The following is a 13,003-nucleotide window of genomic DNA, read 5'->3' on the forward strand; positions in this document are numbered from 1 at the left end:
ATCGCAAATGAACTAGTTCACACAAGTCGAAATAGTTTTCGCCTTGGAAACCATTTGCCTATCCAAGCGCGATTGCAGTACCGTCGTGCTGCTTTGACCGCGGCAGGATCGCTGCAAAACAGTTTCGGGTCACCAGTAGGGGCAGGGGCCATAGAACGTTCAATTTTTGGATTTATTTGGAAGTATTCCAAGCGTGATCAGCTTGTTCTGCTGGCCGTGACGGCAACTTTGTTCCCGCTGCTGTACCTGACGCTTGAATTGCCCAAACGCATCATCAACGACGCAATCGGCGCCTCCAGCGAGATCGTGGATGTCTGGGGATACAGTCTGTCGCAGACGACGTTTTTGGTAATTTTGTGCTTCGCCTTTTTGGCGGCGGTGTTGGCGCATGGTTTGATGAAGATGCGCATCAACACGATGAAAGGCGTTCTCAGCGAACGAATGCTGCGCCGGTTCAGATACCAGTTGATCAATCGCGCACTGTTGTTTCCTCAACCCTATTTCGAGCGCGTCAGTCAGGGCGAACTGGTCTCGATGATCACCGCCGAAAGCGAGCCGATGGGCGGGCTGATGGGCGATGCGATCAGCCAGCCTGTCCTTCAGGCGGGGCAGATGCTGACAATCCTGTCCTTTCTATTCCTGCAAAGCGTCTGGTTCGGATTGGCTGCTGTCGCGCTGATCCCATTGCAGGCCTGGCTGATCCCGCGATTGCAGCGCCAGATCAACCTGTTGAACAAGCGCCGGATCCAAGAGGTGCGCGTACTGGCGGCTCAGATCGGCGAGAATGCAGCAGGCGCGGCAACCCTGCGGCAGAACGGCGGCTGGCGCCACCGCCGAGCGCTGATTTCAGATCAACTGTCCCGGCTGTTCAGCATCCGGTTCGAGATCTACCAGAAAAAATTCTTCATGAAGTTCATCAACAACTTCATCTCTCAATTGACTCCGTTCCTATTCTACCTGGTCGGTGGTTTGCTGGTTCTGCAGGGGTCAGTTTCGCTCGGTGCTCTCGTGGCCGCGCTCGCTGCCTACAAGGACCTCAGCTCGCCCTGGAAGGAACTGCTGACCTATTACAACCAGACACAGGACATGTCTCTGCGCTGGGAGGTGGTCATCGAACGGTTCGCCCCGAGCGGCATGCTGGATGAAACCCTGTTCGAAGGCGAGCCCGACAGCCGACCGCACCTGAATGGCCCGATCGAGTTGGAGCAAGTCTCAGTGCGTGATCTGGATGGCAATCAGGTTCTGGATGATCTGAACCTGACCTTCCCCGCCGGTAAGACCATAGGGGTCGCCGCCCCCAGCGAAGAGGACCGCCGGGCCCTGGCGGATCTATTGACCCGGGAGATCCTGCCAAGTTCGGGCCGGGTCGAAATCGGGGGTGTTAACCTGTCCTCGCTGCACCAGGCCGTCGTGGCGGCCCGGATCGGTCATGCCACATCGCGACCGGTGATGTTCCAGGGAACCGTTGGCGGCAACGTGATGATGCCGATGCAGCTCAGGCCTCTGACCGCTCCACCGGAGGACGCGGACCACCTTGAAACGCTGCGTGCGGGCAACAGCCCCGATCCCTTCCGGGCCACTTGGCTGGACCCTTCCCTGGCCGGGTTCGAAACGGCCGAGCAGCTGCGCGATTGGTGGTTGAAGCTGATCGACGGACTGGGCTCCGGGCCCACCTTGTTCCAACGCGGGGCCGAGTTGGGTTTCGATCCTGAAAAACACCCCGACCTTGCTGCCAAGCTGATCGAGCTGCGGCCCTTAGTGCAGGACGCCGTCAAAAAGGCCGGTCTGGAGTCGCAAGCCCTGATTTTCGACCGCATGACGTACAACGCTGCGCTGCCCGTTGCCGAAAACCTGCTGTTTGCTGTGCCACGCGTGCAGGTGACTCAAGAGTTGCTGGCCCGGCAGACCGTTTTCCTGGGGCAGTTGCGCGAGTTGGGTCTGGATGAAACACTGGTCGGCCTGACACGTGACGTGATCGAAATGCTGCGTCAGATCTTTGGTCTGGACGGGACGGATCACCCGTTGTTCCGCAAGCTGGGTCTCGAGGCCGCCACCTACGAAGCCGCTGTCGACCTGGTAGAGAGGACCCGGGAAACCGGCGCATCGGGGTTGGACGATGACCAGTTGGCCAGCCTGCTGGCCGTGCCTTTCGTGATCTCGGCCGAACAGATTGGGCCGGCCTTTTCCGAAGAGCTCAAGAACCGCATCCTCGAACTGCGGCACAGCCATTCCGACAAGTTGATGGAGCGCCTGAACGACGTGTTCGAGCCGCTGGACCCGGCCACCTTTGCGCCCGGATTGACGGTTATGGAGAATGCGCTGTTCGGCAAGGTCAGCCAGATCGGGGGCGCGCGGTCGGACGAGGTTCGGAAAGTGATCGCAGACGTGCTGACCGAAAACGGAGCCCGTCCGCTGGTGGTTGAGCTGATCTACGATGTACCGGTCGCGCTGGGCGGGCAGAACCTGCCGGCCGCGCTGGCCGAGCCTTTGGCCTTTACCCGCGCGACAATCAAGAAGCCGGATATCCTTATACTGGAAAACGCGCTGGCGAGTTATGGCATGGACACGCAGGTGGCTGTGTTCAGAAACCTGCGAGAGCTGCTTCCGGACGCCACGATCATCTATCTGAACGAACAGTTCAAGAACCCCGGCGCTTTCGACATGTTCGTCGAGATCCGACAGGGGCGCGTAGTGTCCGATCAGGTTCCGTCGGATGTCGAAGGTGACAGTGCAGCCTCGGCGGACCTCACGCGAAAGCTGCGTGCCTTGGAACAGACGCCGCTGTTTTCGGGGCTGGATCGTCGTCAGCTGCGGCTGCTGGCCTTTGGTGCGCGCTGGTACGAGGCAAAGGCCGGCGAAGTCGTGTTCCTCAAGGATGACCAGCCGACCGATGGTGCCTACATGATCATCGACGGCGAAGCGGGTCTGTACCTGCCGCAGCCGCCCGAGGAGGATCGGCTGGTGACCCGCGTCGGCAGCGGCACCCTGGTGGGCGAACTGGGCCTGATCCGCAAAGAGCCCCGTGCACTCAGCATGGTGGCCGAAACCGATCTGACCTGCCTGCGTATCGGCGAGGAAGAGTTCCTGGCCGTGGTGGAAAACGATGCTGCGACCGCGTTCAAGCTGTTGCAGGTGATCGCAGGCTATGTATCACGCTGACAGGTTCAGGCCTGCGGGCTACAGAACAGGGAATGCATCAACTCGATCACCTGCTTGGCTTTGCCGTCGCGCAGCGAATAGTAGATCGTCTTGCCCTCTCGGCGGGTTGAAACCAGGCCTTCGGTTCGCAGACGCGCCAGCATCTGGCTGACCGCGGCCTGGCGCAACTTGAGCAAGGCTTCAAGCTCGCCCACCGAGCGTTCTCCGGCCGCGAGATGGCACAGGATCATCAAGCGGCCCTGATGCGCCAGCGTCTTGAGGAAAGCCGCTGCTTGCGCGGCGCTTTCCTCCATTTCCGAGGGCAATTCGGATTGTGGGGTCGTCAATTCGGCGTCAGTGAAAGTCACGTGGTACCTTGGGGATGGAAATAAGGGGTAGACGCAGTATGCACCAACTTGTCTGAAATTGTCATCCCTCGGTTGCCGGGGCCCCGCCCTGAAACGCATTGCCGTTGACATAGTCGCAGGGGGCTTCCTGCATCTGCAGGTGCAGACCGTCGCCGGAATAGGGGTGGGCACGGGCCAGTTCCTCGTCGACCTCGATGCCCAGGCCGGGGGCCGAAGGCGGCTCGACAAAGCCGTTATCGACCCGGATCGAGCCCTTGATCAGCTGGTCATGAAACGGCGTTTCGATGGTCTCGAGCAGCAAAAGGTTCGGGATCGAGGCCGCGAGATGGATGTTCGCGGCCCATTCCACCGGCCCGGCATAGAGATGCGGCGCCATCTGCGCATTGAAGACCTCGGCCATGGCGGCGACCTTCTTCATCTCCCAGATACCACCGGCCCGGCCCAAGGCGGGCTGCAGGATCTCGGCCGCGCCGGCGCGCAGAACCGCGCCGAATTCGGCCTTGGTGGTCATCCGCTCGCCCGTGGCCACGGGAATGCGGACATTGCGGGCGACGCGGGCCATGTCCTCGATCATGTCCGGGGGGGTGGGCTCTTCGAACCACAGCGGCGAGTACGGCTCGATCGCCTGCCCAAGACGGATGGCGCCGGCAGTGTTGAACTGGCCATGGGTGCCGAACAGCAGGTCGGCCTTGTCGCCCACGGCCTGGCGGATCGCCTTGCAGAAGGCCACCGACATCGAGATGTCGGACATGGCTGGCATATGCCCGCCGCGCATTGTGTAGGGGCCGGCGGGGTCGAACTTGACCGCGGTGAAGCCGCGCCGGACCGCTTCGGCGGCGCTTTCCGCGGCCTGTTCGGGAGAGGTCCAGAAATCGGTCAGATTGTGCTGCGGCAGCGGGTACAGATAGGTGTAGGCCCGGATGCGGTCGTTCATCCGGCCGCCGATCAGAGCGTATACCGGGCGGTCCCGGTCCTTGCCCAGAATGTCCCAACACGCAATTTCCAGCCCCGAGAACGCGCCCATCACGGTCAGGTCGGGGCGCTGGGTGAAGCCGCTGGAATAGGCGCGACGGAACATCAGCTCGATATTCTCGGGGTTTTCGCCGGCCATGTGGCGGTCGAAGACGTCGTAAATGACGTGTTTCATCGCCTCGGGACCGACCGAGGAGGCATAACACTCGCCCCAGCCCGTGATGCCGGTATCGGTGGTGACCTTCACCAAAATCCAATAGCGCCCGCCCCAGCCCGGCGCGGGCGGAGCGGTCACGATGACGTCGAGTTCCTGCAGTTTCATCCTGTCTCCTCCCGCTGGTTGGCCGGGGCCGTCAGCCCCGGTCGAATACGATGACGTTGCGCTTGGCCGACCCGGTCTTGGTGTCTTCGATGGCTTCGTTGATCTGTTCCAGCGTCCAGCGACCCGAGATCAGCTCGTCCAGCTTCAGCCGCCCCTGTTCGTACAGGTCGATCATCCACGGAATATCGCGCTGGATCACCACGTCGCCCATCTTCGACCCGACCATGCCCTGACCCAGAGCCGCCAGAATGACCGGCTCATAGCTGGATTGCGCGCCGGAATGCGGCATGCCGATCATCACCGCCTTGCCACCGCGACCCAGATAGCGGGGCGCCTGATCATAGGCGGGGATCGCACCGACGGTGATCAGAACCGCATCGGCCCCGCGACCGCCAAGGGCCTTGTAGGCTGCTTTCCACGGTTCTTTCAGCGTGGCCAGAACCCCATGCGTGGCGCCGAATTCTTTGGCGATTTCCAGCTTTTCCTCGGTCATGTCGACGGCCACGATCCTCCGGGCCCCGGCCAGCCGCGCGCCCTGGATGGCGTTCAGGCCCACCCCGCCGGCACCGATGACCACGACATCCTGACCCGGGCGCAACCGCGCGGCGTTGACCGCCGCCCCCACGCCGGTGATCACCCCACAGGACAGCAGGCTGGCCACGTCCTTGGGCATCGCGTCGGGAATCTTGACGATCTGGCGGTGGCTGACCACGACCTTTTCGGCAAAGGCGCCACAGGCCATCGCCTGTTCCAGCGGCCCGCCATCCGCAGTGCGCAGCGGGCCCTTGACGGTGTCATAGGGTGTTTCGCAGATCACCGGCTTGCCGCTGGCGCAGGACGGGCAGGACCCGCAGGCGCGGATCAGGGTCACCACGACCGCATCGCCAACCTTGAATCCTCCGCTGGCTTCTCCGACGGCCGAGATCACACCGGCGGCCTCGTGCCCGTAGACGGCGGGCAGAAACCCGCCCCAAGCGCCGCTGGCATAGGTGATGTCAGAATGGCAGATCGCCACCGCATCCAACGTGACTTCGACCTCGCCCATGCCGGGCGGCGCGATCTGGATGTCTTCGATGACAAGCGGTTCGTTGAAGGCGCGGCATACGGCGGCTTTGATGGTCTGCATGGATCCCTCGTTTGGTTTGGGCCACGGTGACGCGGGAATCTGCGGTCCGCAAGGCTGAAACCGTCATTCCCGTGTCGTTGTTACGTTTCGCTGGGATGTGCGCGCAGAAACAGGACGAATCCGGCCAGCATCAGCAGCAATGCCAACAGGAACGGGGCCCCTGGAAGGTAGAATGCTGCATCAACGCGCGCGAATTGGGCGAAAACGGTGGTCATCACCAACGGGGAGATCACCATCGACAGCGCGTGGAGCGCGGCCAGAACCCCCTGAAGCTCTCCCTGCTGCGAATCCGGGGTTGCACGTGACATCTGTGCCTGAAGGGCCGGCGTCACGACGGCGCCCAGTGCGGTGATCGGAATCAGCATCAACGCAATTGTGCCGTTTGTGAGAAAACCCAGGGCCAGAAAGCTGACGATCTCGAAGATCATGCCCCAAACGATCGTGGTCCGCTCTCCCAAGTGGCGGGTAGCGGGGCGGATCAAGCCGCCCTGAACTGCCGCCATGCCCAATCCGTAGACCGCGAGTGACAACCCGATCATCTGCGGTGACCAACCGAAACGCTCGGTCGTGAAGTATGACCAGATGGCGGGATAGACGTAGATCGATACCGAGTACAAAAAGTATACCCATAGCAACGGTCGGATGCCGGGCAGGGCGGCGATGGCACGTAATGCGCTGTCAGGACGCGCGCGGTGCCAGCGGAATCCGCGGCGGTTCTTGTCGGTCACCGTCTCAGGCATGACCGCGAGGCCCAGCAGGAAATTCGCAAATGACAATCCGGCAGCCGCCCAGAACGGGGCGCGGGTTCCGTATTCGCTCAGCAATCCGCCCATCAAAGGGCCGAGGACGAAACCCACACCAAAAGCTGCTCCGATGAGACCGAAATTGGCGGCCTTTTCATGAGGTTTCGAAACGTCCGCCATAAAGGCCGCTGCGGTAGAGTGGGTGGCCGCGGTGATGCCACCCACGATGCGGCCGATCAGCAGCAGCCAGATGCTGCCGGCCATGGCCATGACCACGTAGTCCAAGCTCATGACAAACAGGGAAACCAGTAAGACCGCGCGGCGTCCGTAAGCATCCGACAGGTTGCCCAGCACCGGACCGAACAGGAATTGCATCGCGGCAAAGGCCGTGCTGAGGATCCCGCCCCAGATGGCTGCCGATGCCAGAGAGCCGCCCTGAACCTCGACGATCAGCTGAGGCATGATCGGCATGACCAGTCCGATGCCCATGGCATCGATCATTACAGTGCCGAGGACGAACAGAAAAGGAAGACGCATGAAACCGCACGAATGACTTATTTTGCAGGACCTTAGTCGTCAGCCTGTCGTGTTGTAACCCGGTCTTTTGTGATCGAGGCGAAAATCTCGACTGACGGTACGTCAGCTTTGACCCGGCCGGATCTCAGACGCGGGTAGCGATTGCGTCCAATTGGCGGGCCAGATCCGCCGGATGCGAGAAGAATGGAGAATGGGAGCTGTCGATCGTCAGGCGCAATTCGGGCGGCGCGCAATGGCTCATCTCTTCCTGGTATTCAGTTGGAATCGTCCGGTCATCCATGGTGAGGATATAGGCCTTGGGAATTCCGTCAAAACGCTCGCTCAGAACCAACGGCGTGTCCTGCGGGCGGATCGCCTGCGGGCACAGGCGGGCCAGGGCATAGGTAACAACGTCGGCCGGACAGTCGTGGTAGAAGAGGGATTGCACCCGGTCCGGCAACACGCTGTAGGACAGTCCGTCTGCCGATTTCTCGACCGCATCGCCAATCAGCTGCCTTGGTGCACGCCGGCGCATTTCTATCATCGACAGCCCGGGGACCGGCACGTAGGCGCAGACATAGATCAGGGCCCGCATCCGGTCTGGGGCGAATTCGGCGGCCGCACTGATCGGGTAGCCGCCCCAGGAGTGGCCGACAAGGATCGTTTGCGGGGTCGTGGCATTCAAAACCGCATCTCGACATGTCTCGAGCGTGACCTCGGATACTGGGGTCGGGTCCGATCCATGGCTGGGCAGGTCGATCGCACGGACCGAATGCCCCAGATTCTCAAGTTCCGGTATCAGATCGCGCCAGCACCATGCGCCGTGGCAAGACCCGTGAACAAGAAGAAATTCCGCCACCGTGACCTCCTTCAGATATGTCCGGTTTCTCGCAGAAAAGCGTTCAGCAGCTCGGCGTAGACCTCGGGCCGCTCGACGCAGGGCAGGTGCCCGGCCTTGCGGATCAGCTCGAACCGGGAGCCGGGGATCAGGTCGACGGTTTCGCGCACCAGATCGGGAGGGGTCGAGCCATCTTCCGAGCCCGCAATTCCCAGCGTCGGCAGTCTGAGCCCGCAGGTTGGCGTATAGAAATCCGTGCCGGAGATGGCGGAACAGCAGCCCAGATACCCCTGCACCGGTTGGCGTACCATCATATTGCGCCATAGCTCGACATCGGGGGTATCCCGAAATGCTTTCGAAAACCAGCGCTCCATGGTTGCGTCGGCCAGCGCCTCGATCCCACCTGCACGAACGGCGGCCATCCGATCGGCCCACATGGCGGGCGTCCCGATTTTGGCGGCCGTGTTGGACAGGACCATCGCCCGGATCTGATCCATCCGCTTGACGGCCAGCCCCTGCGCGATCATTCCGCCGATCGACAGGCCGACGAAGACGCAATCCCGCACCTCGAGAAAGTCCAGAAGCCGCTCGGCATCGCGCACCAGACTTCCCATCGAATAGGGACCACCCGGTTGCGAGGACAGGCCGTGCCCCCGCTTGTCATAGCGGATGATGCGCAGACCTTTGGGAAGCAGAGGTAGCACGGGGTCCCACAAGCGCATGTCGGTGCCCAACGAATTGGCAAAGACCAGAGGTGGACCATCCGGGTCACCGTCCAAGCGATAGTGAATCTGAACATCTCCGAAATCAGCGATGTGCATCTGGTCAGCCTTTTTTGCTGCGATCATTCCGACAGTTTACGCCGCGATTTATTGCATCTGTCCTAACCCGTTGTCAGGTAAGGAATTCCAACGCGCGGGCAAAGACCTGTGGATCGACATTCCCGCCCGATGCCACGACGATAACGGCGTCGCCCTGGATCTCGTCCTTGCGGAACAACGCCGACGCCAACGAGACTGCCCCGCCCGGTTCCAGAACGACCTTGAGGCGCAGGAACGCCAAGGCCATGGCGCGGAGAGCCTCGTCTTCGGATACCGCCAATCCCGGTCCGCAGAGGCGACGAAGGATCGGAAAGGTAATATCACCGGGCCGCGGTGTCAGGATCGCGTCGCAGATATTGCCTGCGGCTGCGTTGTTGGTCTGAACGGACCCCGAGGCCAGGGATCTTTTGACATCGTCGAATCCTTCGGGTTCGCAGGGGCGCGCCCTGAGACCCGGCGCATGTTTTTCCAGGGCAAGTGCCACGCCTGAGGTCAGTCCACCGCCACCACAGCATACCAGAACATCGGCGTCGGTCACACCGAGATCGCGCGCCTGCCGCGCCACCTCGAGGCCGACGGTGCCCTGACCGGCGATCACCTGCGGTTCGTCATACGGGCGGATCAACGTAAGACCGCGCTCCCGGGACAACGCCTCGCCGATCTCTTCGCGGCTTTCATTGGCGCGATCATATAGGATGACCTCGGCGCCCAACGCGCGAGTGTTTTTGATTTTCAGAGCCGGTGCGTCGGATGGCATGATGATGACGGACTGAACACCATGAAGCGTAGCGGCATGCGCCACGCCCTGCGCATGGTTGCCTGATGAATACGCGATCACCCCGCGTTTGCGAGCCTCGGAATCCAGGGCGGAAATCGCAGACCACGCGCCGCGAAACTTGAAGCTTCCAGTGTGTTGAAGACACTCGGGCTTGACCAGAACGCTCCGCCCGGCAAGGTCGTCCAGAAACGGCGATGTGAGGATCGGGGTTTCGCGCGCGTGCCCTTGCAGGCGCACGGCAGCGGCTTCGATCAGGTCAATTGTGCTCATATCAAATCCAGTACTTTGCGAATGACGGTAATGGACTGCGGTTCGTCCAGAAATGGAACATGGCCCCGGTCGGGCACTTCAGCCGAAATCAGCCCCGCGTGACGCCGGTGCATCTCTGCAAGGGTCTCGGCGCTCAGCAAGTCCGAGTTCGCTCCACGGATCACTCCGGTGGGAAGCGGGTTCAGGGCTTCGAACAATGGCCACAAATCAGCGCGCGGGCCCGCTGCAATCTGTTCTTTCAACGCGGTTCTCAATGCGGGGTCATAGCGCAACCGTAGGCCGGTGCCGGTTTCTTCGTATTGGAATTCGGCCTGCTTTCTCCAGGTTTCAATCGATACGCCCGGAAACTGCGGGTCCATTGCCTGTTTCAGCGCAAAAGCGGTCTGTTCCAGCGTTGTTGCGGCAGGAGCCTTGCCGACATAATCCATAATGCGCCCGATGGCCGACGGTTCGATTTCGGGGCCCACATCATTCAGAATGACGGCACTCAGACGTTCGGGGCGAATTGCGGCGAGGGTCATGGCAATCAACCCGCCACGCGAGGTGCCAAGGATGCTGACCCGATCTAGCTTGAGGTGATCCAGCAACTCGATCACGTCCTGTGCCTCGCGCGGAACGGAATAGTTGCGATAATCCGGATCAAAATCCGAGTCGCCGCGCCCCCGATAGTCCATCGTAATGACACGCAGTCCGTTGGCGTGCGGCGCGAAGAAGGAAAAATCCCGGCTGTTTCTGGTCAGGCCGGCAAGGCACAGCAGTGGCTTGCCGCTGCCTGTTTCTTCGTAGGTCAGGCGCAGACCGTCAGACGTCGTGAATTGCGGCATCAAACGCCCGCCAGTTCCGGGATCGAGGTCAGGTCGGACAGGACATGCGCCGGGGTCCACGGCAATCGGTCCATTGGTTCGCCGGCGCGGTTGACCCAGGCTGTAACGAACCCGTACCCGCTGGCTCCGGCGGCGTCCCAACCGTTCGAGCTGACGAACAGAACGTTCGATCGTTCGCACCCGAAACGGTCGCACACAAGATCATAGACCCGTGCATGCGGTTTGAAGACGCCGACGCTTTCGACTGACAGAATGTCGTCCAATACGCCGCCGATACCCGCAGATCTGACCGCGCCTTCCAGCATGGGCGGCGATCCGTTGGACAAGATCGCGGTCTGCATCCCGCCATCCTTGAGCGCCTTCAGCATGGCGGGAACCTCGGGATAGGCCTGCAGTTCCCAATACAGGTCCAGCAGTCTCTGCCGCAGCGCTGGGTCCCTCTGCAAGCCCGTCGCCTCGAGCGCCCAGTCCAGGCCATCCTGCGTTACGTCCCAGAAATCGGCATGTGCGTCCGCCACAGCACGCAGCCACGTGTATTGCAGCTGCTTCAACCGCCAGTGGTTGGCCAGTTCAGGCCACTTGTCACGCAGCGCATCCTGGCCCGGTTCGGCGGCCGCCTGACGTGCGGCTGCGGCCACGTCGAAAAGGGTTCCGTACGCATCGAAAACGCAGGTTGTGATCGCCATCTGCCTCTCCCCATCTTCCGGGGCAGGTTGGCACAGGCCATGCGCGGGTTAAAGCGTAAAAGGGTTTACATTGCCGGGTCAGTCTCTAGGTTGGACCGCTCATTCCAAACTCAGGTCGGAGACAGTCATGACCGCAATCAAACAAGGCGACACGGTTCGCATTCACTACACTGGAACTTTGCGGGACGGCAACGTTTTCGACAGCTCGGAAGGACGCGATCCGCTTGAGTTCGCCGTGGGGTCCGGCCAGATCATTCCCGGTCTGGACGCCGCTCTGCCGGGTATGGAAATCGGCGAGAAGAAGCGGGTCGAAGTGGATTGTCAGGACGCCTATGGGCCGATCAATCCCGCTATGCGCCAGGACGTCCCGCGCGACGGCATCCCGGACGACATCCCGCTGGACCCCGGCACCCAGCTACAGATGCAGACCCCCGATGGTCAGGCGCTGCCTGTGACGGTGGTGGACGCCAACGAAGAAACCGTGACCCTGGACGCAAACCACCCGCTGGCGGGCCAGGATCTGATCTTCGACATCGAGGTCGTTTCGATCAACTGATCAGCGCGCGTTCAGCCGCCCAACAATGACCCAACCGCCTCACGAAGCTGCGGTTGGGTATAGAAGATCCACAATACCAACAATGTCGTCAGGGTCAGCAGCAGCGTACGCGCGCGGCTGCTGAGCACTCCGGTCTTGCGACGAGAGTGAGATGCACGCGAATTGGTCGCGATTATCCGGTCTAGTTTGCTCATGTGATATCCCTGCCGCGGAAGTTTGGTAAAATCTTGGCAACGACAGGGAAAGATCGCGTCACATGAAGTCGGGCTGAGGCATTCCCAAGATGTGGAAACCGCCGTCTACGCGAATGATTTCACCGGTGGTGCAGGCCCCTGCATCCGACGCAAGGTAAACGGCCGTTCCGCCAACCGCTTCGAGCGTAGCATTCGATCGCAGCGGGGCGTTCTGGTCGCAGAACTTGTAGGTCTTGCGAGCCCCCCCGATGGCCGCGCCGGCCAGGGTTTTCATAGGTCCGGGCGAGATGGCGTTGACCCGGATCCCGTCGGGGCCCAGATCATTCGCAAGATAGCGCGTCGCCGATTCCAGAGCAGCCTTTGCAACACCCATGACATTGTAGTTCGGCACGACCTTGTTCGAACCCTGATAGGTCAGCGTGAGCAGAGTCCCGCCGTTTTCCTTCATCATCGGATAGGCGCGACGGGCCACTTCGATGAATGAATAGGCTGAGACATCCAGCGAGTGCTTGAAATTCGCCCGCGTGGTGTTCAGAAACCGCCCGGTCAGCTCGGTCTTGTCCGAGTAGGCGATGGCGTGGACGAGGAAATCAATCGTTGGCCAACGGGCGGCCAGTTCGTCGAAGGCCCGGTCCAGCGATGCGTCATCGGTCACGTCCGCATCGACCATGAAGTCGCTGCCCAAGCTCTGTGCAAGCGGTTCCAGCCGTTTTCCGAAAGCCTCGCCCTGATAGGTGAATGCCAGTTCAGCGCCTGCCTCGTGCATGGCCTTGGCAATGCCCCAGGCGATCGACCGATCATTGGCGACGCCCATGATCAGACCGCGCTTACCCTTCATAGAATCCGACATC

The 13,003-nt window shown here is 61.4% G+C and carries 13 protein-coding genes; 2 read left to right on the forward strand and 11 right to left on the reverse strand.

The window, feature by feature from the left end:
• Nucleotides 1-162 precede the first annotated feature (162 nt).
• Nucleotides 163-3,159, forward strand: a complete 2,997-nt coding sequence (locus tag AC2FML_RS07885; protein WP_222457544.1) for a cyclic nucleotide-binding domain-containing protein — start codon at nucleotides 163-165, stop codon at nucleotides 3,157-3,159.
• Between the two features lie 5 nt (nucleotides 3,160-3,164).
• On the opposite strand, the gene AC2FML_RS07890 is transcribed toward AC2FML_RS07885, so the two are convergent.
• From AC2FML_RS07890 to AC2FML_RS07930, 9 genes are all read right to left on the reverse strand, one after another.
• Nucleotides 3,165-3,452, reverse strand: a complete 288-nt coding sequence (locus tag AC2FML_RS07890; RefSeq protein ID WP_170340532.1) for an ArsR/SmtB family transcription factor — start codon at nucleotides 3,450-3,452, stop codon at nucleotides 3,165-3,167.
• Nucleotides 3,453-3,567: 115 nt separating this feature from the next.
• Nucleotides 3,568-4,800 (reverse strand): mandelate racemase/muconate lactonizing enzyme family protein, encoded by a 1,233-nt coding sequence (locus AC2FML_RS07895; RefSeq protein ID WP_496782706.1) that lies wholly within the window; start codon nucleotides 4,798-4,800, stop codon nucleotides 3,568-3,570.
• A gap of 31 nt (nucleotides 4,801-4,831) precedes the next feature.
• Nucleotides 4,832-5,926 (reverse strand): Zn-dependent alcohol dehydrogenase, encoded by a 1,095-nt coding sequence (locus AC2FML_RS07900; RefSeq protein ID WP_496782708.1) that lies wholly within the window; start codon nucleotides 5,924-5,926, stop codon nucleotides 4,832-4,834.
• A gap of 80 nt (nucleotides 5,927-6,006) precedes the next feature.
• Nucleotides 6,007-7,206: a TCR/Tet family MFS transporter gene (locus tag AC2FML_RS07905; protein WP_093964576.1), complete on the reverse strand. Its 1,200-nt coding sequence runs from the start codon at nucleotides 7,204-7,206 to the stop codon at nucleotides 6,007-6,009.
• A gap of 124 nt (nucleotides 7,207-7,330) precedes the next feature.
• Nucleotides 7,331-8,044, reverse strand: a complete 714-nt coding sequence (locus AC2FML_RS07910; RefSeq protein WP_170357068.1) for an alpha/beta fold hydrolase — start codon at nucleotides 8,042-8,044, stop codon at nucleotides 7,331-7,333.
• Between the two features lie 11 nt (nucleotides 8,045-8,055).
• Nucleotides 8,056-8,844, reverse strand: a complete 789-nt coding sequence (gene pcaD, locus AC2FML_RS07915; RefSeq protein ID WP_496782982.1) for a 3-oxoadipate enol-lactonase — start codon at nucleotides 8,842-8,844, stop codon at nucleotides 8,056-8,058.
• Nucleotides 8,845-8,917: 73 nt separating this feature from the next.
• Nucleotides 8,918-9,892 carry a threonine ammonia-lyase gene (locus AC2FML_RS07920; protein WP_170405002.1) on the reverse strand — a complete coding sequence of 325 codons (975 nt, stop codon included), beginning with the start codon at nucleotides 9,890-9,892 and terminating at the stop codon, nucleotides 8,918-8,920.
• Nucleotides 9,889-10,716 carry an alpha/beta fold hydrolase gene (locus tag AC2FML_RS07925; RefSeq protein ID WP_496782710.1) on the reverse strand — a complete coding sequence of 276 codons (828 nt, stop codon included), beginning with the start codon at nucleotides 10,714-10,716 and terminating at the stop codon, nucleotides 9,889-9,891. The genes AC2FML_RS07920 and AC2FML_RS07925 overlap by 4 nt, the downstream gene beginning before the upstream one ends.
• Nucleotides 10,716-11,402, reverse strand: coding sequence for a haloacid dehalogenase type II (locus AC2FML_RS07930; RefSeq protein WP_170390854.1), 687 nt, complete (start codon nucleotides 11,400-11,402; stop codon nucleotides 10,716-10,718). The genes AC2FML_RS07925 and AC2FML_RS07930 overlap by 1 nt, the downstream gene beginning before the upstream one ends.
• 127 nt (nucleotides 11,403-11,529) lie before the next feature.
• Between AC2FML_RS07930 and AC2FML_RS07935 the strand changes: the two genes are divergently transcribed.
• The gene (locus AC2FML_RS07935; RefSeq protein ID WP_496782712.1) at nucleotides 11,530-11,958 is read left to right on the forward strand and encodes an FKBP-type peptidyl-prolyl cis-trans isomerase; all 429 of its coding nucleotides are present in this window, start codon (nucleotides 11,530-11,532) and stop codon (nucleotides 11,956-11,958) included.
• An 11-nt stretch (nucleotides 11,959-11,969) separates the two neighbouring features.
• Here AC2FML_RS07935 and AC2FML_RS07940 read toward each other — a convergent pair whose 3' ends face one another.
• Nucleotides 11,970-12,152 (reverse strand): hypothetical protein, encoded by a 183-nt coding sequence (locus AC2FML_RS07940; protein WP_170357073.1) that lies wholly within the window; start codon nucleotides 12,150-12,152, stop codon nucleotides 11,970-11,972.
• Between the two features lie 58 nt (nucleotides 12,153-12,210).
• On the reverse strand, nucleotides 12,211-13,002 hold the full coding sequence (locus AC2FML_RS07945; RefSeq protein ID WP_093965010.1) for an enoyl-ACP reductase FabI: 792 nt from the start codon (nucleotides 13,000-13,002) through the stop codon (nucleotides 12,211-12,213).
• Nucleotide 13,003: the final 1 nt, after the last annotated feature.

This window comes from Ruegeria sp. BHSC029 (assembly GCF_059613085.1).